The organism is Chitinophaga terrae (ex Kim and Jung 2007) (assembly GCF_900107795.1).
Lineage (GTDB): Bacteria > Bacteroidota > Bacteroidia > Chitinophagales > Chitinophagaceae > Chitinophaga > Chitinophaga terrae.
Genome location: NZ_FNRL01000016.1, coordinates 1 through 22,692, shown reverse-complemented (window position 1 = coordinate 22,692; position 22,692 = coordinate 1). Strand labels below are relative to the sequence as shown.

The 22,692-nt window shown below is 46.4% G+C and carries 19 protein-coding genes and 1 riboswitch; of the genes, 13 read left to right on the top strand and 6 right to left on the bottom strand.

Annotated elements, in window-relative coordinates; genetic code table 11:
- Window positions 1–48 precede the first annotated feature (48 nt).
- The 3 genes from era to BLV62_RS17040 are packed head-to-tail and all read left to right on the top strand — an operon-like array spanning window position 49 to window position 2,560.
- Entirely contained in the window at window positions 49–918 is an 870-nt protein-coding gene (era, locus tag BLV62_RS17050; RefSeq protein WP_089763177.1) for a GTPase Era, read from the top strand.
- A gap of 26 nt (window positions 919–944) precedes the next feature.
- Window positions 945–2,258 (top strand): ribosome biogenesis GTPase Der, encoded by a 1,314-nt coding sequence (der, locus tag BLV62_RS17045; protein ID WP_089763176.1) that lies wholly within the window; start codon window positions 945–947, stop codon window positions 2,256–2,258.
- 23 nt (window positions 2,259–2,281) lie between these two features.
- Window positions 2,282–2,560, top strand: coding sequence for a hypothetical protein (locus tag BLV62_RS17040; RefSeq protein ID WP_089763175.1), 279 nt, complete (start codon window positions 2,282–2,284; stop codon window positions 2,558–2,560).
- Between the two features lie 94 nt (window positions 2,561–2,654).
- On the opposite strand, the gene BLV62_RS17035 is transcribed toward BLV62_RS17040, so the two are convergent.
- Entirely contained in the window at window positions 2,655–3,527 is an 873-nt protein-coding gene (locus BLV62_RS17035; RefSeq protein ID WP_089763174.1) for a transglutaminase-like domain-containing protein, read from the bottom strand.
- Between the two features lie 124 nt (window positions 3,528–3,651).
- Window positions 3,652–6,003: a type I DNA topoisomerase gene (topA, locus tag BLV62_RS17030; RefSeq protein WP_089763173.1), complete on the bottom strand. Its 2,352-nt coding sequence runs from the start codon at window positions 6,001–6,003 to the stop codon at window positions 3,652–3,654.
- A gap of 266 nt (window positions 6,004–6,269) precedes the next feature.
- Between topA and BLV62_RS17025 the strand changes: the two genes are divergently transcribed.
- From BLV62_RS17025 to BLV62_RS17010, 4 genes are read left to right on the top strand one after another with little or no spacing between them, the layout of a single operon-like run.
- Window positions 6,270–7,037 (top strand): Rossmann-like and DUF2520 domain-containing protein, encoded by a 768-nt coding sequence (locus BLV62_RS17025; protein ID WP_089763172.1) that lies wholly within the window; start codon window positions 6,270–6,272, stop codon window positions 7,035–7,037.
- A 30-nt stretch (window positions 7,038–7,067) separates the two neighbouring features.
- Complete coding sequence (locus BLV62_RS17020; RefSeq protein ID WP_089763171.1) at window positions 7,068–7,589, top strand: KdsC family phosphatase; 522 nt, start codon at window positions 7,068–7,070, stop codon at window positions 7,587–7,589.
- A 15-nt stretch (window positions 7,590–7,604) separates the two neighbouring features.
- Complete coding sequence (locus tag BLV62_RS17015; RefSeq protein WP_089763170.1) at window positions 7,605–8,546, top strand: geranylgeranylglycerol-phosphate geranylgeranyltransferase; 942 nt, start codon at window positions 7,605–7,607, stop codon at window positions 8,544–8,546.
- A complete protein-coding gene (locus BLV62_RS17010; RefSeq protein ID WP_089763169.1) occupies window positions 8,547–9,119 on the top strand; it encodes a Maf family nucleotide pyrophosphatase in 573 nt (190 codons plus the stop codon).
- A 92-nt stretch (window positions 9,120–9,211) separates the two neighbouring features.
- Here BLV62_RS17010 and BLV62_RS17005 read toward each other — a convergent pair whose 3' ends face one another.
- Both BLV62_RS17005 and BLV62_RS17000 read right to left on the bottom strand, forming a co-directional pair.
- Window positions 9,212–10,393: a homoserine dehydrogenase gene (locus BLV62_RS17005; RefSeq protein WP_089763168.1), complete on the bottom strand. Its 1,182-nt coding sequence runs from the start codon at window positions 10,391–10,393 to the stop codon at window positions 9,212–9,214.
- 68 nt (window positions 10,394–10,461) lie between these two features.
- Complete coding sequence (locus BLV62_RS17000) at window positions 10,462–11,640, bottom strand: trans-sulfuration enzyme family protein (protein WP_089763266.1); 1,179 nt, start codon at window positions 11,638–11,640, stop codon at window positions 10,462–10,464.
- Window positions 11,641–11,819: 179 nt separating this feature from the next.
- A riboswitch (SAM riboswitch) is annotated at window positions 11,820–11,936 on the bottom strand.
- Between the two features lie 128 nt (window positions 11,937–12,064).
- On the opposite strand from BLV62_RS17000, the gene BLV62_RS16995 reads away from it, so the two are divergent.
- Complete coding sequence (locus BLV62_RS16995) at window positions 12,065–13,375, top strand: DUF2851 family protein (protein WP_089763167.1); 1,311 nt, start codon at window positions 12,065–12,067, stop codon at window positions 13,373–13,375.
- A 59-nt stretch (window positions 13,376–13,434) separates the two neighbouring features.
- Here BLV62_RS16995 and BLV62_RS16990 read toward each other — a convergent pair whose 3' ends face one another.
- Window positions 13,435–13,842, bottom strand: coding sequence for an OsmC family protein (locus BLV62_RS16990; RefSeq protein WP_089763166.1), 408 nt, complete (start codon window positions 13,840–13,842; stop codon window positions 13,435–13,437).
- A 175-nt stretch (window positions 13,843–14,017) separates the two neighbouring features.
- Between BLV62_RS16990 and BLV62_RS16985 the strand changes: the two genes are divergently transcribed.
- The 5 genes from BLV62_RS16985 (at window position 14,018) to BLV62_RS16965 (ending at window position 21,879) form a co-directional block, all read left to right on the top strand.
- Window positions 14,018–14,863 carry a hypothetical protein gene (locus tag BLV62_RS16985; RefSeq protein WP_139170238.1) on the top strand — a complete coding sequence of 282 codons (846 nt, stop codon included), beginning with the start codon at window positions 14,018–14,020 and terminating at the stop codon, window positions 14,861–14,863.
- Between the two features lie 35 nt (window positions 14,864–14,898).
- On the top strand, window positions 14,899–15,795 hold the full coding sequence (gene lipA / locus BLV62_RS16980) for a lipoyl synthase (protein ID WP_089763164.1): 897 nt from the start codon (window positions 14,899–14,901) through the stop codon (window positions 15,793–15,795).
- Window positions 15,796–16,194: 399 nt separating this feature from the next.
- Window positions 16,195–17,529, top strand: coding sequence for a TolC family protein (locus BLV62_RS16975; protein WP_089763163.1), 1,335 nt, complete (start codon window positions 16,195–16,197; stop codon window positions 17,527–17,529).
- Window positions 17,530–17,547: 18 nt separating this feature from the next.
- The gene (locus tag BLV62_RS16970; protein WP_089763265.1) at window positions 17,548–18,669 is read left to right on the top strand and encodes an efflux RND transporter periplasmic adaptor subunit; all 1,122 of its coding nucleotides are present in this window, start codon (window positions 17,548–17,550) and stop codon (window positions 18,667–18,669) included.
- Between the two features lie 27 nt (window positions 18,670–18,696).
- Complete coding sequence (locus BLV62_RS16965; RefSeq protein ID WP_089763162.1) at window positions 18,697–21,879, top strand: efflux RND transporter permease subunit; 3,183 nt, start codon at window positions 18,697–18,699, stop codon at window positions 21,877–21,879.
- Window positions 21,880–21,987: 108 nt separating this feature from the next.
- On the opposite strand, the gene BLV62_RS16960 is transcribed toward BLV62_RS16965, so the two are convergent.
- Window positions 21,988–22,377, bottom strand: a complete 390-nt coding sequence (locus BLV62_RS16960; RefSeq protein WP_089763161.1) for an SdpI family protein — start codon at window positions 22,375–22,377, stop codon at window positions 21,988–21,990.
- Between the last annotated feature and the right edge of the window lie 315 nt (window positions 22,378–22,692).

Sequence of the window (22,692 nt, the reverse complement as noted above, 5' to 3'; positions counted from 1 at the left end):
TTTTTTATTTGCATAAGTTTGAGGTCTAAAACCTCCCAATTAGTTGTCATGCATAAAGCAGGTTTTGTAAATATTTTCGGTAAGCCCAATGCAGGGAAAAGCACATTATTGAATGCTATTATTGGCGAAAAGCTCGCTATCATTTCTCCTAAAGTGCAAACTACCCGTCATCGTATCACCGGGGTACTGACAGAGCCGGGTTACCAGGTCGTATTTTCTGATACCCCCGGTATCATCGATCCTAAATACAAACTGCACGAGAAAATGATGGGAGCGGTAAAATCGGCCCTGGAAGACGCAGACGTAGCGCTGCTCATCCTGGATGCAAAAGACTCCCTGGAAGAAAATCTCGAATTGTTCGACTCGTTGAAACTAAAAGTACCCGTTATACTGGTACTGAATAAAATAGATAAACTCTCAAAAGAAGAGCTATCAGCCCTGGAAGAAAAAGCGAAAGAGTGGAAAAAAGCCACAGCAGTAGTGCCTATCTCTGCTATGCAGAAAAAAGGATTGAAAGAGCTGATGACAACAATAGTTTCATTGCTGCCCGAAGCCAACGCTTTCTATCCTGAAGACACACTAACTGACAGGTCTACACGCTTTTTCGTAGCAGAGATCATCCGCGAAAAAATATTTCAGCTGTTTAAAGAAGAGATACCGTACCATACTACGGTGATCGTCACCCAGTTCCAGGAAAAAGAAACCCTGACTAAAATTACAGCAGAAGTTATTGTTACGCGCGAAACTCAGAAAGCAATCATCCTTGGAGAAAAAGGTAAATCTATTCGTGAATTAGGTACGATATCCCGACAGGAGATAGAGAAATTCATTGAAAGAAAAGTATTCCTGGAATTATTCGTTAAAGTACGCGGCAAATGGCGGGATAACGACACCTTCCTTAAAGAATACGGTTATTAATTTGATCATCAGTAATATTAATAGAAATGGCTGGATATACAGTAGCTATCGTAGGCCGCCCGAATGTAGGCAAGTCAACCTTGTTCAACCGTTTGTTGGAACAACGTAAAGCAATTGTAGACGATCAGAGTGGAGTAACCCGCGATCGTCAGTATGGGATCGCCGACTGGAATGGCAAAACATTTAACGTAATTGATACAGGCGGATTCGTTTCAAACAGTGATGATGTGTTTGAAAAAGAGATCCGCAAACAAGCTAAGGTGGCGATGGAAGAAGCCAACCTTATCATCTTCATGTGCGATGTTACTACTGGCATCACAGACCTGGATGAAGATGTGGCAGATGTGCTCCGCAGAACTTCCAAACCAGTATACCTGGTAGTGAATAAAGTAGATAACAACCAGCGACAGCTGGAAGCTACAGAATTCTATAGCCTGGGATTCGAACATGTATTCTTCCTCTCTTCCATGACCGGTAGCGGAACAGGCGAATTGCTGGACGCAGTGGCCAGCCACATCACCCCGGAAATGGGAGAAGCCTCCATGGAAACAAACCTGCCAAAGATCGCCATCATCGGTCAACCTAACGTAGGTAAATCTTCCTTACTGAACGCACTGGTGGGCGACGAACGCAATATCGTTTCAGATATCGCAGGTACAACCCGCGATACCATCCATACCCACTACAACATGTTCCAGAAGGACTTTATGCTGATAGATACCGCCGGTATCCGTCGGAAAACCAAAGTACAGGAAGACCTGGAATTTTACTCCGTGATCCGCGCTATCAAAGCGATTGACGAAGCCGACGTAGTGATGTTGCTGTTAGACGCCGAAAAAGGGATCACCGCGCAGGACCTCAGCATCTACAGCCTGGCCGCCCGTAAAGGTAAAGGCATCGTGGTACTGGTGAATAAATGGGACCTGATAGAGAAAAGCACCAACACGGCAAGGGATTACGAGAAAGAACTGAAAAACAGGCTGGCGCCGTTCTCAGACGTGCCAATCATCTTTACATCCGTAACAGAGAAACAACGTATCTTCAAAGCCATTGAAACGGCGCTGGAAGTATACGAAAACCGCCTGCGCAGGATCCAGACCTCTACCCTGAACGAAGTAATGCTCAAAGCAATTGAATCATACCACCCGCCGGTAGTAAGAGGTATTCCTATCCGTATCAAGTATGTAACGCAGTTGCCTACGCATACGCCTGCATTTGCATTTTTCTGCAACCTGCCAGACGATGTAAAAACGCCTTACCGCAATTACCTGGAAAACCAGTTGCGTTCACATTTCGATTTCCGTGGGGTACCGTTGAAGTTATTTTTCCGCAAAAAATAATGAATTATTTGAGTTTGTAAATTATGAATTTTGTGTATACCTTTGCGGCGGTTTTTAAAACACAAAATCAAATCAACATGAAAAAAGTATTCGTATTTGCAATCGCTGCTGGTATGTTCTTCGTTGCTTGTAACGGTGGTAGCGCTCCTGCTACTGATTCTACTGCTACTGCAGTTGACACTATGAACGCTGAACCAGCTCCTGCTCCTGCTGCTGATTCTGCCGCTCTGCAAGCTCCAGCTGATTCTGCTGCTCAAGCTCCTGCTGCTGATTCTGCTGCACAAGCTCCAGCTGCTAAGTAAGAGATTATTATACTTAAATAATAAATCTTTCTTGCAAGAAATAAAAAAGCCCATCGCTTGTGCGGTGGGCTTTTTAGTTATGTCAAAACCGGCATCAGTCTTCCAGTATGCTGGCTAAATTCTTCAATTCATCCTGCTTATAACTGTCCTTTTCGTCCTGGAAACATTTAGACAGTTCTTCCAGCAAAAACTGGATGATCTGCTTGTTGGACTGCGGTTTGAAATAAGAAGGAACAGGAGGTACGGATACTCTCCTTAAATAAGTATCCACATCCTGTTGGGTATAGATCTGCCCCTGGATGGGATCTATAAAGAACAATATCCGGTAATCCGAGGGATCTACAGGTCCTGAAAAGTCAATGAATGTATCAAAGTATGCCAGTATAAACTGGCGGGGAATATTAACTGCATAGACCGGGAGATCCAGCATATGGCAGAGCGACTGGTAGATGATCCCGTTAGTAAGCGGGTTACCTTTCTTGGATTCAACCACCTGGTTTATAAAGAACTGGTTCTTGCGCTGGTAGGATACTTCTTCACCTTTAAGCCCAAAGTAGTTATAGATCATGCTGTTCAGCACATTGATCTGTTCCAGCGGCGTTAAATAATTATTTAACTCTAACCAGATATTCCTTTTAATTCTTTCAATTTCCGTTTGGATAACGTTAGACGCCAGGTCGGGGAACTGGTACCTGGCGGTCAGGATAGCACCCTGTAAAAGGTCGTGCATCTCTGAACGCGCCCAGACACGGAGAGCCGATTGTAAATCCTGGTAATGTACCCGATGGATCAGCAATTCTATCCTTTCCTGAATAGCCTCGTCAACTGTATTCTCCCACAAATTTTCCAGGTTGGGAATGATGTCTTTGCCATAAAGCAGAATCTTATTGGCAACCGTATCAAACACTTCAACATCCGGATCATCCAACAGGTGGAACAAAGCGTTTATTTCTCTGTTTTCGTTCATACCATTACACTATGATCAGGTGGCAATCATCAAATAATGATCCTGCTGGCAAATTAAATAATACGCGTATCAATCGCACTGCAGTAATTATCCTTTGCCTGATTCATCGGCCTTTGCCACCCGGTTATTCGGCTTTCTTCTTCCGTGCTGCCGCTTTCTTCTTAGGCGGATTGGCTTTGGCTTCTTCGATGATAGCCTTCGCTTCTTCCACTGTCAGGTCGGCTGCGTGATCTATTTTTTCTTTTGGTATTTTAAAGTTCTTCAAGCCTTGTTTGATATAAGGACCATACGGACCTTTCAGGATCTGTATCTTTTCCTTTTCAAACACCTTGATCGTTCTCTCATCTTTCGCTGCACGTTTTTCTGCGATCAGCGGCGCCACTTCATCCAGCTCCACTGTATAAGGGTCCATTTCCTTTTTCAGAGAATAAAACTTCTTATCGTGCTGGGCATAAGGGCCAAAACGGCCTATGTTGATAATAACGTCAGAACCTTCGAACTGGCCAAGATTGCGAGGCAGTTTAAAGAGTTCCATAGCCTCTTCCAGGGTAATGGTTTCAATGCTCTGGGTAGCTTTTAACTTCGCGAATCTTGGTTTTTCCTCATCTTCCACGCTACCGATCTGGATCATCGGGCCGTAACGTCCCATACGGGCTACGATAGGTTTGCCGGTGGCTTCATCCACTCCCAGCGGCCTTTCCCCTTTCACTCTTTCAGCGTTTTCCAGGGTGTTTTCCACATCTTTATGGAATGGGGAATAAAATTCTTTCAGCATTTTATTCCATTGCTTTTTACCGTTTGCTATCTCGTCAAATTCTTCTTCGATCTTCGCGGTAAAGCCATAATCCATTACATTGTTGAAGTATTGGTTGAGGAAATCCGTTACGATCATTCCCAGGTCGGTAGGGAATAACTTGGATTTTTCCGCGCCTGTATTTTCTGTTTCTGTGACTTTGGAGATCTTATCATTTTTAAGCGATAATACCCTGTAGTCTCTTTTTACTCCTTCTTTATCCCGCTTCTCTACATAATTACGTTTCTGGATAGTGGTAATGGTAGGAGCGTAGGTAGAAGGGCGGCCGATGCCCAGTTCTTCCAGCTTTTTTACGAGGCTGGCCTCTGTATAGCGTGGGGCAGGGCGGGAGAAACGTTCGGTAGCCTTCATTTCTTTCAGGTCCAGCGATTGTTTCACAGCCAGCGGAGGCAATGATCCTTCCTGGTCTTCTGTTTCCTCATCATCGTCATTGCTTTCCAGGTAAACTTTCAGGAACCCGTCGAACTTCAGTACTTCGCCGCTGGCTGTCAGCTCTTCGTGGTTGGTGCTGATATCTATTTTGGCGATGGTCTTTTCCAGTTCCGCATCCGCCATCTGGCTGGCGATGGTACGTTTCCAGATCAGCTCATAGAGGCGGCGGGTATCGCTATCGTCTACCGTGGTGTTTTCCATGTAGGTAGGACGGATCGCTTCGTGCGCTTCCTGGGCCGATTCGTTCTTGTTCTTAAACTTGCGATGCTGGTAGTACTTGTCTCCGAACTGTCCCCTGATCGATTTTTCGATATCCTGCATCGCAGTATCAGAGAGGTTTACGGAGTCTGTACGCATATAGGTGATGTTCCCGCTTTCGTACAGTTTTTGTGCTAAAAGCATTGTTTTGGATACGCTGTAGCCCAATTTACGGCTGGCTTCCTGTTGGAGGGTAGACGTAGTAAAAGGAGCGGCAGGCGATTTCTTTCCGGGTTTAACCTGTATATCTTTAACGGTATAAGCGGCGCCTACACATTGTTGCAGGAATTTTTCCGCATCTTCCGCCGTTTTGAACTTATTCGGGCCTTCAGCCTTGAAAGAAATGTTTTTCCCGTTGATATCTTTCCCCGTGAAGTAGGCGTCTACTTTAAAGGTGCTGGTAGATTGGAAAGCGTTGATCTCTCTTTCACGTTCCACGATCAGCCGTACGGCCACTGACTGTACACGGCCTGCCGAAAGGGAATTCCGCATGCTCATTTTACGCCATAATACAGGGCTGATCTCGAATCCTACGATCCTGTCCAGTATCCTGCGGGCCTGCTGGGCGTTCACCCGGTCCATATCCAGTTTACGCGGATGCCGCACCGCGTTTTCGATAGCTGGTTTGGTGATCTCATGAAATACGATACGCTTGGTAGTCTTCGGATCCAGGTTCAACACCTCACATAAATGCCAGCTGATGGCTTCCCCTTCACGGTCCTCATCCGTTGCTAACCATACTTCTTCAGTATCCTTCGCTAACTTCTTCAACTCCTTGACAACCTTCTCTTTATCTTCCGGGATCACATACTTAGGCTTGAAGTTATTTTCTATGTCTATCCCCATATCGTCTTTCTCCAGGTCACGGATATGACCGAAGCAAGACTTCACTTCAAAGTCATTGCCCAATATTTTTTCGATGGTCTTGGCTTTCGCCGGGGACTCAACTATAACTAGATTTTTTTTTGCCATGTATGCTTCTTTAATACTGCTAAATACGCAAAATTCTGTAGAATAATAACTTCAATGAATTTCTGCAATGATATAAAAGTACCTTGAAATTAAAAAATCAGGGGCCTTTAAATGTTAAAATACCTTCTAATGTAACGAAAAAATCGCCTTTGGGTTGAAAGTACGTATATTCGGTTATATAAGGACCCGGATACCCTATTGTTAAAAAAGGCGCCTTATTCGCATAGTAAAATCTTAACATTCAAATTTTTTTAAATTAAAAATTAATGGAGATTGTTATCATTGGCACAGGTAACGTAGCACATTGTTATGGACAATTGATGAAAATTCACGGACACCATATTAAACAGGTGATCAGCCGGGATATTTCCCACGCCAAAGAACTGGGTGAAATGCTGAACGCGGAATATACGAACGATCTGCAGGATATAAATATGGAGTCGGATATGTACATTCTGGCAGTAAGTGATAGCGCCATCTCTCAATTAAACGACGAATTAAGGCTGGGCAAAAGAATGGTTGCCCATACAGCCGGCGCTATTCCTTTAAGCGCCATTTCAAGGATCTCTTCCAATACCGGCGTCATTTACCCCCTGCAATCCATCCGCCGGGAGGTAAAGAACTATCCTGCCATCCCGGTTATGCTGGAAGCCAGCAGCGATGAAATGCTCCGCAGGCTCCAGGCTTTGGCCCAGAGTATTTCCGGCACAGTTACAGTGGCCGATTCAACCCAACGGCTTAAATATCACCTTACCGCAGTGCTCTGCAATAATTTCACCAACCACCTGATCGCACAGGCGAAGGCATATTGCGAAAAAGAACATCTCGACTTCTCTTTATTACAACCTATTATCAAAGAAACTTTCCAGCGCCTGGAAAAATACCCGCCTGAATCTGTACAAACCGGTCCCGCAGTACGCCAGGATATTATCACCATGAACCTCCACAGGGCCTTGCTGGAAGGCGACGAATACCTCCAGCTGGTGTACCAGGTAATGTCGGATGCTATATTTCAGTTCCATCATAAGTCCTGATAAATGGTATAAATCTTTATTTTTGGCCCCATGAACGTATTGGCTTTATTTAAACCGATCACCACATTCGTTCTGGATGTGGATGGGGTACTAACAGATGGAACGCTGCAACTTTTGCCCGGAGGTGAAATGTCGCGCCGCATGAATATCAAGGATGGCTATGCCATGCAACTGGCCGTGAAAAAAGGCTACAGGGTTGTAATAATCTCCGGCGGCAGATCGGAAAGCGTTGTAAGCCGCCTGCAAGGCCTGGGGATTAAAGACATTTATACAGGCATCACAGAAAAGAAAGAAAAACTGCAGGATTACGTTTTTGAAAACGACCTGCGTTGGGACGAGGTTTTATATATGGGAGATGATATCCCTGATTATATGCCCATGCAGATGGTAGGTTTGCCCGTTTGCCCTGCCGACGCAGCTGCAGAGATCAAAGGCATTTCAAAATATATTTCCCCTTTGCCCGGAGGACACGGTTGTGTGAGAGAAGTAATGGAAAAAGTGTTGAAACTCAATGGCCACTGGCTAATGGATGAAGGCATCGCATCGAAATAATCAATAAACAACACTATGAAGCACTGGGCTGCATTTTTTAGACTGATCAGATACCCTAATCTTATATATATAGCGCTCACCCAGTTCCTGCTGCAATACTGCGTGGTGGAACCGGTGCTCCGCAACGGGGGCGAAGAACCCTCCCTGTCTGTGCCGCTTTTCGTGCTTTTATGTTTGTCTACCGTCCTGGTAGCGGCGGCAGGCTATATTATCAACGATTACTTCGATATTAACATAGACATCATCAACAAGCCCGATAAAATGGTGCTTGATAAGGTGATCAGCCGGCGCTGGGCAATGGCCTGGCATACCTTATTTAATATGGCCGGCGTTTCGCTTGGCTTCCTGGTTGCCTGGAAAACAGGACAGTTCTACCTCGGGTTCACCCAGGTGATCTGTTCCCTGCTCCTCTGGTTCTACTCTACCTCCTTTAAAAGACAGGTACTGATAGGGAACGTGGTTATCTCGCTGCTCACCGCCCTTTCCGTGGTAGTGGTAGGTTTTTACGAAAAACAGATCTACCAGAGCTTTGAAGCTATCCTGTCGCCCAATGGCCGGAAACTTATCCAGATCATCGGCGTTTATGCCCTTTTTGCTTTCCTTATCTCCATGGTCCGGGAACTGGTAAAAGACCTGGAAGATATGATAGGCGACAGTAAAGACGGATGCAGAACACTGCCGATCGTATGGGGAGTATTGCCTGCCAAACGTTTCTGCAATGCCTTATTGCTGGCCCTTGCCGGCATTATCCTGCTGGTTGAGATAAGGGTCTGGTTACTGGGCTGGTATGTTGCGATCGGATATCTGGTTCTCTTTGTACAATTGCCTTTCGGCTATATTTACCTGCAGTTGAAGAACGCCAATGTACCTGCTCAATACCATAAAGTAAGTTCCCTGGTTAAATGGGTGATGCTTACTGGTATTCTTTCCATGATATTTTTTAAAATTTATTTATAGATGTATTCCGGCAAACCAGTTGTACTGGCCTCACAGTCGCCCCGCCGCAAACAACTGCTTGAACAGGCAGGGATCCCTTTTGAAGTAAAAGTGGTGGAAACGGCAGAAACCTATCCCGACGGGCTGGCGATTCCTGATATTCCTGTGTGGATCGCCCGTCAGAAAGCGGCTGCCGTGAGGGAGTTATGCAAGGCCGACGATATTATTATTGCTGCCGATACTGTAGTGGTATTGGATGATGTGATCATAGGGAAACCGAAAGACAGGGAAGATGCTATCAGGATACTCACCGCCTTAAGCGGGAGGGAACACCGGGTGATCACCGGTGTGATCATCCGGCAGGGGGGTAAGGAAATGGCATTCTCAAAGATCACTTCAGTGACATTTAAACCTTTAACCGCCGAACAGATCGAATATTACATAGACCATTACCAACCTTTTGATAAAGCCGGGGCATATGCCATCCAGGAATGGATAGGGGCAGTAGGGATAGAAGGCATTAATGGCTGCTTTTATAATGTAATGGGTTTACCTGTCAGCAGTGTAGTAACTGCACTGGAGGCGTTTTCCTGATATCCTTGTTTTTCTTTCCCCTCAAAGAGAACAAAAACGGCGCAGAGAACTGCGCCGTATTTTTTGTTGGTTTTTGCTTTATTAATAATAAGCTATTCTAACACGAGAATATTAACATCTTTGTTTTTCAGCCATCCTGCTTCTCTTAATTTCTGCAGGTTGATAGTTCCAACCACATAGCGCCATTCAGCAGATTCATATTTTTCTGAAATATGGAAGAATTCGGCGAGGTCAACCTGTCCCTGTGTTTTGTAACGCAGGTAGATTTTCAGTTGTACGTCGTTGGTAAAACTTGGCTGGTTATTTTGTTTGATCTTTTTGTATTCGTACCGGTAATTGTACAACAGGGCAGAGATATCAGACAATACAGCACTGCCGGTAGCGGTACCGCCGGCGCCTTTTCCAACGAAGAACTGTTTGTCTGTAAATGCGCTCTCCAGCAGGATGCCGTTGTATTCGTTGTACACGTCGTATAAAAGGTTATGTTCTTTTATGAGATGCGGTAATACGTAAGAGAATACATGACCGTTCTGGCGGCGGCATTGCGCGATCAGTTTGATGGTACAGTTGCGTTGTTTGGCAAACTGGATATCAAAATCGTTCAGGTGGTGAATACCGAAATTGAATACTTCCTCAGGTTTCACAAATGTTCCGAAAGCATGCAGTAAGAGGATGACGATCTTGAATTTCGGATCAAATCCTTCAATGTCGAGCGTTGGATCTGTTTCTGCAAAGCCCAGGTCCTGCGCTTGTTTCAGTGCTGTTTCGAAACTGAGGTTCTCTTCAAATATCTTGGTGAGAATATAGTTCGTAGAGCCGTTGCAGATACCTTCCACTGCATTCAGCAGGTCGTTGTCGTAATATTCTTCGAGGTTACGGATGATAGGAATACTTGCGCAGCTGGAGGCTTCGTACAGGAATGGTACTTTGTTTTCTGCCTGCAATTGATAGAGGGCTGGCAGGTTTTCTGCGATCATGCGTTTGCTGGCACTAACAACCGCTTTCCCGTTGCGGAGCGCGGTGCTCACAATTTCGAAGGCTGCTTCTGTATCATTGATCAGTTCAACTACTACATCGATAGCCGGATCTTCCAGGATATCATTTTTATCAGTCGTGAAATAACTGCTGTCGATAGGCCTTGATTTATTAGGGTCTTTAATACAGATCTTTTTGATACGTGCATTAATACCTTTTGTTCTGTTGAGCACTTCGTACAGTCCTTGTCCTACCACTCCGAATCCAAAAATACCTAGGTTGATGATCTTGTTTTCCATTTTTTTCAAACTTAGTGCTGCATGCAGGAATACAGGTTGCGTATAGCCGGCCCCGTTAGCAGGCAGCTTTATTGTAAAACAGTTATTTGCTTGCCAGCCGGATGATTTAGTTTATCCAGCGCTTGTTTCAGGTCGTTGATCAGGTCATCAGCATCTTCAATACCGATAGACAGCCTGATACAGGAATCCTGTAACCCTGATTTTTTCCGGAAATCTTCCGGGATGTTGCGGTGCGTCATTGTTGCCGGGTGTGCCAGCATGCTTTTAACGCCGCCGAAGCTTTCCGCCAGCTTAAACAGTTTGGTAGCGTTTACAATGCGGATAGCATTTTTGATGTTATCTGCCTTGAGTGAAAAGCTCACTAATGCGCCGTAGTTCTTCTGTTGTTTGCGGGCGATATGATGGTTTTTATGTGTGGCGAGGCCCGGGTAGAATACTTTGTCTACTGCGGGATGCGTTGCCAGCCAGTTCGCAATGGTGCTGGCATTACTGCATTGTTTTTCCAGGCGCAGGTATAGTGTTTCAATTCCCCTGATGGTGAGCCAGGCTTCAAACGGGCTAAGTATGCTGCCTGAGATATTCTGGTTATAACGTATCTGGTCGGCCAGTACTTTGGAATTCACTACTACCAGCCCGGCAATCACGTCGCAGTGCCCTGCCAGGTATTTGGAGGCGCTGTGTATCACGATATCGGCGCCCAGTGTCAGCGGTTGTTGCAGCAGCGGGGTGCTGAAAGTATTGTCTACTACCAGCAGGATATCATGTTGTTTGGCGATCTTGCTGATAGATTTAATATCGGAGATCCTCAGAGTGGGATTGGTAGGAGATTCCAGCCAGATCACCCGGGTTTTCGGCGTGATGGCCGCCAGTACTTTATCCAGGTTGCTGGTATCCACAAAATTCACCTTGATCCCGAAGCGTTCGAACATGTGGTTGAATATCTGGAAGATGCCTCCGTAGGTATCTTCTACCGCCATGATCTCATCGCCTGATTTCAACAGCTTCAGTACCGCATCAATAGCCGACATGCCACTGGCAAATGCAAAACCTGCAAAGCCTTCTTCCAGGTTGCAGATAAGATCTTCCAGTACCTTTCGGGTAGGATTGTTAGCCCTGGAAAATTCAAATCCTTTATTGATGCCCGGCGATTCCTGCACAAAAGTAGACGTCTGGTAGATAGGCACAGAAATGGCGCCTGTCAGTTCATCTACTGGAATGCTATGAATCAGTTGTGTTGCTGTTTTCATGTTATTTAAATATTTTAATGATATCAGAAGCGGTTTACTCTGCAACTTTATCATTAAAGATCAACTTAAACAACACAAATCCGGAGAAATTTGGGGGAAGAAGGCATAAAAAAAGCTCCTCCTATGTTGGAAGAGCTCTTTTAGAAAATTATATATATCTAGGAAGAATAATCTCTGCCAACTTATCTTTCTCTCTACTGGGTAGAGAGCAGGAATTAGCACCTTTTTCCTGATCTGATCAGGAAAGGTTGCTAAGGCATCGCAGGGCCAAGTCCCTCCGCCTTTCTGGATAAGTATTGTGTAAGAACTGGGCGCAAAGTTAAGGGTACTTTGATCAGATTTCCAAATCCGCTCTTCAAATTTATTTTTTCATCCCTGCTATTCCTTATCTTTAAAGGATATTCAACTAATTAACCCATATCTTATGTTTGTTAACCTGCAGCTCACCGAAGAGCTATTCCAGCACATCTGGGCATTACGCCTTTTTAGCCAGAACAACCTGACCACAACTACAGGAGAAGCGGTAAAGATCATTTCGCCGGGTACCCTTAACCTGCACGACGGCCCCGATTTCCAGGCTGCCCGCGTCAGGATAGGCGATACCCTCTGGGCGGGAAATGTGGAACTGCACCTGAAAACATCCGACTGGTTCAGGCATGGCCACCAGTCTAACCCTCAATACCAGCAGGTGATCCTGCATGTGGTGTTTATGCACGACCTGCCGCCAGGCAAGGCGTTGGAAATACCCTGCTTGGAATTGCAACAGCATATCCCCAAAGTTTTGTTGCAACGGTATGAACAACTACGCCAGCTGGCGCCGTTCGTACCCTGCGGCCCGGGAATAGAGCGGGTGCCTGAGCTAACCTGGACCAGCTGGAAAGACAGGCTGCTGGCCGAAAGATGGGAGCGTAAAACAGAAAATTTCAAAGCCTGGTTGTTATGTAATCAATACAACTGGGAAGAAGTCTGCTACTGGGCGTTGTCGCAGAGTTACGGCGCGCCTGTCAACGCCATGCCATTCCTGCAACTGGCTCAGAGCCTGCCTTTTACGCTGCTGCTGAGGTACCGTAATAACCTGCTGCACCTGGAAGCCTTGCTGTTCGGGCAGGCGGGGATGCTGACAGGGCCGCTGACAGACGAATATGCGTTGACGTTACAGCGGTTGTACCAGCACCTCCGCCATAAACACGGGCTTGTGCCCCTGCCTGTTCATATCTGGAACTGGATGCGCATAAGGCCGGCGGCATTTCCATCTATCCGCCTGGCTGCCCTGGCAGCTTTCCTGCAACAAACCCCCAGGGCCTTCGCCAAAATATTAGACGCCGAAAGCCTGGACGACCTGGCAGGCTTATTCAATACCTGTCCTTCTCCTTACTGGCATACGCATTACCGCTTTAACCAGGCAACGGCTCAAACCCAGCTGCCAGGGCTGCAAATGGTTCATAATCTTATCATCAACACTGCTTTGCCGTTGTTGATGTTATACGGGCAGGTCAAGCATAAGAAGTATTACCAGCAGAAGGCAATAGACCTGTTGCAGCAGTTGCCGCCAGAGAAGAACACCGTACTGGATAACTGGAAGAAGCTGGGCGCAAAGGTGCATAATGCCCTGGATTCGCAGGCCCTGCTGCAATTGAAACGTTACTACTGTGAAGAGAAAAAATGTTTGAAATGTGCGGTGGGGATCAGGATACTAAGTGAAGGTTTGCAGGAACCTGCAAAGAAAGGAAAGTGAGGGAGTAAAATAAAAGAGCCGGCATGGCAGCCGGCTCCGGTTATTTTCTGAACAGCGGATTACCAGTTGAAAGTCACATTCTGTACAATATCAGGGTGCAGGCTTTTGGCAACAGGGCAGGTTAATGCCGCGCGTTCCAGGATGGTCCTTTCTTTCTCGCCCAGGTCGATCCCTTTAGGAAAATCGATCACTACATTAACGCCGGTGATACGACGGGGATCAGTACCCATGATCTTCTGGATACTTACCTTGGTGCCTTCAATTGGCCATTGGTTATCTCTTGCTTTAATACCCATGATGGTAAGCATGCAGGAGCCCAGGGCGGATGCTACCAGGTCGGTAGGTGAAAATCTTTCGCCTTTCCCGTTATTATCTACAGGGGCGTCTGTTTCAACTACGGTTCCGGATTGCAAGTGAGTTGCGGTGGTGCGCAATTCCCCTGTATAGATGATAGAAGCGGTTTGCATATCGTTATGTTATTTGATTGGTTCGAACCACTAAATTACAGGTATTTTTAAGATTCGCCCAAACTACGGGTAGGCTAACCTGTTAAACTCAAAAAAAATTAGCTACGTTTGTAATATATACATAACAATACCTTTGTTAAAGCGTTTATTTATAGTACCATAATTATAGCCCGCTGTGAAAAAATTATACATTACCTTTTTGCTAGCAATGGTTTTAGGTGGTTTAGCTGCTCAGACTACCAGTCAAACTACCAGGAGCAACGGCCAGAATAAGAAAGCTGAGAAAGAGCAGCGAAAGCTAAAACGCATTTCTATTTTCAGGGAACAGGAAGAAGGAGAAAACGTATTCCAGCGCGATTTCTCGGTGGGAGGACGGTTGAATACAGATGGCTGGGGCGGTTTTGTGGAGATGGGGTATCGGAAAAGCAGGAAAACTGTCACTTATTTCCAGTTTGAATTCGGAGAAAAGAAAAATAGTAAAGAAGTTAAATCCAGCAATAATTTCTCATTTACTACCCGCCCTTATATTTTCGGCAAGGAAAATAACTTTTACCAGGCTAAACTGGGCGTTGGGCAACGTTACCTGATCGGGGGCAAAGCCAATAAGAATGGGGTAGAAGTGGACGTGATCTATTACGGAGGCATATCCCTGGGGCTTTTGAAGCCATATTACCTGAACGTACATAACCTGGATGGGCGGAACGTGGATATGAAATATAACCCCGACAGTGAAGACGACAGCAAGGTATTCCTCGATCCGGCCAAGATCAACGGGGCTGCCGGGTTTGGTAAAGGCTGGGGAGAAGTGAGTGTAGTACCTGGTTTGCATGGCAAGCTGGGGATGCGTTTCGACTGGGCCCATTTCAACGAGGTGGTGAGCGCCCTGGAGGTTGGTATGAACGCAGAAATATATAGTAAAAAAATACCTATTATGGTAGTTACGGATAGGGATTTCAATAAACAGTTCTTTTTCGGCGGTTATGTGAGCATCCAATTCGGAAAGCGCTGGAATAAGAGATAAGTATTACCTTTGTTTTTCTAAAGAAAGGATAAGCGATGCAAGAACTACCCGTAATAGCTGCCGAACCAGCTACAACAAGAGTAAAAAAGCCAGACTGGCTTCGCGTTAAATTACCTATAGGCGAAAATTACAAACAGGTTCGTAACCTGGTAGATACTCATAAATTACATACTATCTGCGAAAGTGGTAACTGCCCTAACATGGGCGAGTGCTGGGGAGCCGGTACCGCTACTTTCATGATCCTGGGTAATATCTGTACCCGTAGCTGCGGATTCTGCGCCGTGGCCACTGGGCGCCCCGAAGCTGTGGATTTTGACGAACCTCAGCGCGTGGCGGAAGCGATCTACCTCATGAAAGTAAAACATGCGGTTATTACCTCTGTAGACAGGGATGAACTGAAAGACGGAGGATCTATCATCTGGGCTAACACCATCAACGCGGTAAGGGCATTGAACCCTGAAACAACAATGGAAACCCTGATCCCCGATTTTCGCGGTATCTGGGAAAACCTGCAAAGAATTATCGATGTAGCGCCGGAAATTGTTTCCCATAACCTGGAAACAGTAGAACGCCTCACCAAACAGGTAAGGATACAAGCCAAATATCACCGCAGCCTTGAGGTGATCCGTCGCCTGAAAGATGGCGGTATGCGTACCAAAAGCGGTATCATGTTAGGCCTTGGCGAAACCAAGGAAGAAGTGATCCAGGCTATGCAGGATTTGTATGACAACGGTTGCGATGTGGTTACATTAGGCCAATATCTGCAACCTACACCTAAACACCTGCCGGTTGCCCGTTTTGTACACCCCGACGAGTTTGCAGAACTGAGGGAAATCGGGTACAGCATCGGCCTGGATTACGTTGAATCAGGCCCGTTAGTAAGATCTTCATATCATGCCGAAAAACATATTTTCAGCGGTCGGAATAAATGATAACCGGGGCTGATTTTCATGTAATTGTTAAAATCCATCCGAAAGGATGGATTTTTGTTTTCATAACAGTATCTTAGCGCCCAAATTAGATTTTACCTAACAACAGTTTGTTGTCTAACCTACTACTTCTCTGTTATTCGATGTTTCGATACCTGAAACTTCTATGGAATTGTGAAGCCCTGGTTTCAGTAGTTACATGATGCAACAATCCTCAAACCTGCCTGTTGCTGTTTGCACATATTACGGCTTAACTTGTTTTATGCAGTAATAAAAATTGTTAGCACTATGGTGTTACAAAAGAGGAAAATGATGCTATGCCAGAGAAAAACCGTCAACTTCCCTGGAACCATTATTTTTCGTTCGATTGGAATAAGAACAACTGAATGTCAAAAGCCTTTTATGAAAAGAGCATTTTATTTGTTAGCTGTGTTAGTCGGATTATCTATTTCTCCGCACCTTCATGCACAGCAATCTACGGATTCTCTGTTAGTAAGTGCTACGCTGGAAGATTGTCTTCGCTATGCTCTCGCTCACCAGCCAACCATCCGTCAGTCCTTCATCGATGAGTCAATCACCGACCGGACGGTTAAGAGTAAACTGGCTGACTGGTATCCCCAGATCGGCCTGGATGCAAACCTCCAACATTACCTGGAACTCCCTACCAATATTTTCGCCGGGAATCCAACCAAATTCGGAGTCTCCAACTCTTCCACCGCTTTGTTCACATTGAACCAGAACCTCTTTACCAGGGACCTGTTACTGGCGTCCAAAACTGCTAAGGAAGTAAGGAAACAAAGCCAGCAAACAACCGCCCGGAACCGGATCGACCTGGTGGCGGATGTCAGCAAAGCGTATTACGACGTATTGCTCACTAACGAACAGATCAAAGTCCTGGGCGAAGACATCGTACGCCTCGAACGCAGCCTGCAGGATGCCAATAACCAGTATGCCAGCGGGATCGTCGACAAGATCGATATCAAAAGGGCGGCTATCTCTTTAAACAACGCCAAGGCACAGCAAAAGTCGGCGCGTGAGCTGCTGACAGCCAAACAGGCTTACCTGAAACAGTTAATGGGATACCCCGAAAATGCACCGGACATTCCGCTGACCCAGAATGCAGAACAAACCGCTGCACAGGTGTCGGCTGCTGATACGCTGCAAACAACCGACTACAGGAACAGGATAGAATACCAATTGCTGCAAACCCAGCAAAGCCTGCTGGAAGCGAATGTTCGCTATAACAAATGGAGCTACCTGCCTACTGTATCTGCATTTATCAACTACTCTTTCGTATACCAGAACGAACAGTTCAGCAAGTTGTATAATGCCAACTACCCTAACTCCTTCCTGGGCGTGAAATTATCATTACCGATCTTCCAGGGTGGTAAAAGAGTACATAATATCAGGATCGCCGAATTCCAGCTGCAAAGGAACCAGTGGGATTTCGCGGCGCTCAGAAGCCAGATCAATACGCAGTATGTGCAGGCCATGTCTGCTTATAAAAGCAACTACTACGACTACCTGACATTGAAAGATAACGTGGAAATGGCCCAGGATGTCTACAATACCCTGCAACTGCAATACAAGGAAGGTATCAAAACCTACCTGGATGTATTGATCGCAGAAACAGAATTACGGACTGCTCAACTGAACTATTATAACTCTATGTACCAGGTGCTGTCTAGCCGGATAGACCTGCAAAAAGCATTAGGAACCTTAACAGCTAATTATTAAATGGTAACCGGAAAGGATATGAAAAATTTGAACAATCTTGTATTAATCAGTGCTACCAGCGTTCTGGGATTTGCTGCCTGTAAAGGTCCTCAGAATGCGCCTCCCGCAATGCCTCCAACACCGGTGAATGTTACCGAAGCTGCAGTTTCTGCAGCAGTGTATTACGATAAATATCCTGCTACTGTAGTGGCATTAAACCAGGTTGAGTTACGTTCCCAGGTAAGCGGTTTTATTACCGGCATCTTCTTCAAGGAAGGTGAGATCGTACCTAAAGGAAAAGTGCTTTACGAAATTGACCGCCGCAAATACGAAGCGGCTTACCTGCAGGCGCAGGCTAACGTTGCCAGTGCTAAAGCCACTTTTGAAAGAGCGAAAAAAGACGACGACAGGTACGAGCGCCTGGCCCAGCAGGACGCGGTTGCCCGCCAGATCCTGGATAACGCCAAAGCAACGCTGGAAACTTCCCGTAGCCAGCTTGCCGCGGCAGAAGCTAACCTGGCCGCCGTACGTACAGATCTCGACTATTCCCTCATCAAAGCTCCTTTCACCGGCCGCATCGGCATTTCACAGGTGAAACTGGGCGCACAGGTAAGCCCGGGATCTACCCTGCTGAACACCATCAGCAGCGAAAACCCTATAGGCGTTGACTTCGTGATCAATGAGAACGAATTGCCAAGATACTCCGCACTACAGGGAAAAAGCGGGGATTCAACTTTCCGCCTGCAACTTTCTGACGGAACCCAATATCCGCATTCCGGCAAGATCCTGGCTATCGACAGGGGAGTGGATAACCAGACAGGAACCATCAAAGTGCGTATAGAATTCGAAAACCCTAACGACCAGCTGAAAGATGGTATGAGCTGCGTACTCCGCGTACTGAACGACCAGTCCGGCGACCGCCTGATCATTCCTTACAAAGCTGTTTCCGAACAGATGGGCGAATACTTCGTGTTTGTAGCCAAAGACTCTATCGGCGTTCAAAGAAAAGTACACTTAGGACCTAAACTGGGCGATAAGATAGTGGTAATGGATGGAATCGAGCAAGGCGAGAAAGTGATCACAGAAGGATTCCAGCGCTTACGCGACAGCGGTAAGATAATGATAGGTATGCCAGCACCTCAAGGAGCGATGAAGAAATAGTTTATCAGTAGAATCAACAGCACAATCATGATTGCAGATACTTTTATAAAACGACCCGTAACAGCCATAGTGATCTCTATTGTGCTGGTATTGGTAGGAATATTGGCGATGATGAACCTGGCCGTTGGCCAGTACCCGGAAATCTCGCCCCCTACTGTACAGGTAACCGGTACCTATACCGGTGCTGATGCACAAACAGTAGAACAGACAGTGGCCACACCCGTGGAAGTTCAGGTGAATGGTACGCCTGGTATGACTTACATCAATACCAACAATACCAGCAGCGGCCAGATGAGCATGACCGTGAACTTTGAAGTAGGTACGGATATCAATATCGCGGCATTGGATGTGCAGAACCGTGTGGGTATTGCGCAACCAACCCTGCCGCAGGAAGTACAACGTTTAGGTTTGACCGTTAGGAAACGTAACCCGAGCATCCTGATGCTGGTTGCATTATATTCTCCAAGGGGCACCCACGATATTACCTTCCTCGACAACTACACCAACGTATATGTTAAAGACGCCTTGCTGAGGGCAAAAGGGGTGGGTGATATCTTCACCCGTGCCGATGATTTCAGTATGCGTATCTGGCTGAAACCTGATAAACTGGCGGAAATGGGGGTAACGGCCGACGATATCCGCGCTGCACTGGCCGAACAAAACGCCCAGATCACAGCAGGTTCCGTTGGAGCGCCTCCCCAGCAAACCGGTCAGACCTTCGAATACAACATCTTCACAAAAGGCCGTTTATCTACTCCTGAAGAATTTGGCAACATCGTTGTCAAAACCAAACCTTCAGACGGTAGCCTCGTATACCTGAAAGATGTGGCCCGCGTTCAGTTAGGTAAATTCAACTACTCCGGTAATAACTTCGTGGATGGCAAACGCGCCGCTTACCTCCTGGTTTACCAGGCCCCGGGCAGTAACGCCCTTGAAACGGCAGCCAATGTAACCGAAGCGATGGAACAGCTGAAGAAGCAATTCCCGCAGGATGTGGATTATGTAGTGCCTTTCGAATCAGTTTCCGTAGTGAAGGTATCTATCGAAGAAGTGGTGCATACCCTGGTAGAAGCCCTGATCCTGGTTGTGATCGTGGTATTCCTCTTCCTGCAAAGCTGGAGGGCAACCCTGATCCCCGTACTGGCTATCCCGGTATCCATCATCGCTACCTTCATCTTCTTCATACCATTGGGCTTCACTATCAACACCCTTACCCTCTTCGGTTTCGTACTGGCGATCGGTATAGTGGTGGACGATGCCATCGTGGTGGTGGAAGCGGTGCAACATAACATAGACCATGAGAAGATGACGCCAAGGGATGCAACCGCCCAGGCTATGAAAGAGATCTCCGGTCCGGTAATTGCCATTGCCCTGATCCTGGCTGCGGTATTTGTACCTGTAGGATTCATTCCGGGCATCGTAGGCCGCCTGTATCAGCAGTTTGCCATCACTATCGCGATCTCTGTAATGATCTCCGCATTTGTGGCATTGTCGCTTACCCCGGCATTATGTATCCTCCTGCTGAGACCAATGCATCTCGATAAGGATTCCAAAGGGCTGAACAAGTTCTTCTATAAATTCAACCGCTGGTTTGGTCATACTACTTCACGCTATTCTATGGGTGTGAAGAAAACCATCCGTTACGGCAGGTATGCCATTATCCTGTTGTTGTGCATCTGCGTGGGTACGGTTATGCTGTTCAAGGCTAAGCCATCCGGGTTTATTCCAACAGAAGATGAAGGCCGTTTGATCATTACTTTCGACCTGCCTGAATCTTCTTCTACAGAACGGACCGTTGATGTGATGAAACAGATGATGAAAGACCTGGACGAACAACCCGGTATTGCTCACTATGCAGCATTGGGAGGTCTGAACGCTGTGAACTTTGCAACCAAGGCAAACAGCGGTACCATCTTCTGTTCGCTGGACCCATGGGATGAAAGGAAACCGGATTCTTTACAGATCTTCGGTATGGTGGACGCAGTAAGGAAAAAACTCAGCAAGTATAAAGAGGCCAACGTGGTGGTAATTCCGCCTCCGGCTATCCCAGGTCTTGGTCAGACAGCCGGTTTCTCTTTCGTGTTGCAACAGAAAGGAGCCGGCGAGATCAAAGAGTTTGAAGGAGTGTTGCAGAACTTCCTGGGCGCCGTAAGAAAACGCCCTGAAATAGCACAGGCCTTCTCATTCTTCACAGCAAAAACTCCAGGTTACCAGTTGGATATCGACAGGGAAAAGGCAAAGAAAATGGGGGTTAAGATCTCTGATATTGCTTCCGCCCTGCAAACCTACATGGGTAGCGCTTATATCAACGATTTCACCATTTACGGACGTAACTTCCGCGTGGTAACACAGGCCGATTCCACCTACCGTGGAGATATTAAGAACCTGAGCCAGCTCTTTGTAAGAAACGCCGCCGGCAACATGGTGCCGCTTAGCGCGCTGACTTCCTACAAGGTGATCGAAAGTGCGCCGGTGATCTCCCACTATAACCTGTTCAGGTCTGCGGAGATAAATGGTAACCCTGCGCCGGGCTACAGTAGCGGCGATGCCATCAAGGCATTGCAGGAAGTAGCGGCGCAAACATTGCCAGCCGGTTACGGATACGAGTTCTCCGGTTTGAGCCGCGAAGAGATCTTATCCGGTTCCAAAACCGTATACATCTTTGCTTTATCCATCATATTCGTATTCCTTTTCCTGGCAGCGTTATACGAGAGCTGGTCTGTACCGTTCTCCGTACTGCTGGCAGTACCTATAGGTGCATTCGGAGCTATTACCGTGCTAACGTTCCTGCCTAAACTGAGCAACAACGTATATGCACAGATCGGTCTGATCACCCTTATCGGTTTGTCTGCGAAGAACGCGATCCTGATCGTGGAGTTTGCGAAAGAGAGGGTAGACAGGGGAATGGATCTTGTTACAGCGGCCGTGGAAGCGGCAAAGCTGCGTTTGCGCCCGATCATCATGACTTCCATGGCTTTCCTCCTGGGTATCCTGCCGCTGGTATTTGCATCGGGAGCCGGTGCTGAGGCGCGTAAAACCATGGGTTGGACAGTATTAGGAGGTATGTTTACCGCTACCTTCCTGGCTATCTTTATAGTACCGGTGCTTTACGTGGTGATCACCCGCCTGGCTTACGGTAAAGAGAAACTGGAAAAGATGAAAGCAAACTACGGAGCTGTTCCGGACCATGATATTCAAGGTAGACTGTAGCAATTAATAACGCTATATTTTTAGGGTTTATATTGTACACGATAGGGCGTTGCGAAAGGCAACGCCTTATTTGTTTCCGGTAATTATGTTAAGGCAATTATTCTCCGGTCACTCTACATCCGGCAAGATCCGTTTTCCATCTTTATCAAAATGCCTGGTTAACTGCCATTCTGTATTTCCCACTATATACATGGTGCCGCAAACCACTGCGCCTACAGTGATGTAATAAAACCAGTCGGTCTGCTGATCATAAAGCAGGGCGCATGCAAACCCCAGCAGGATCAGCACTGCCCCGATCCGCAGGGAAGTATAGGCTGCATATTCGTTGGCAGCGCGCCACATGTCTAAATTGCGGGTAGATAAGAAGCTGCGGTATCCATACCAGGAACGGGTGCTTTTGGGAGGAAAACGATGAATAAGGAAGCCCATGAGCACAAACAATGACCCGAAGATAATACCTGCGTTGAAGAACGTACTATGAAGAATACGGTACCACATAAAGCGGGGTTTTCCCCAATTTACGGAATTTCACGCAAAGACGCGGAAGGAAGCAAAGAGCGCAAAGGATTTTGTTTTAAGGTTGATAAGAAAACAAAGGGGGCGAAGATTGTTATATAACACAATCTTCGCTCCCTTTGCTTTCTTAAATCCTTTATATACTCCTTATTTTCCTTTGCTTTCTTATTAAAATCCTTTGCGCTCTTTGCTTCCTTCCGCGTCTCCTATGTTTGTACAGGTATTAAAGACTGTTGTCAAAGCTTATAAAGTACTAGTTTTGAACTAAATAAAATAAAAAGGTGAGAGTACATTATG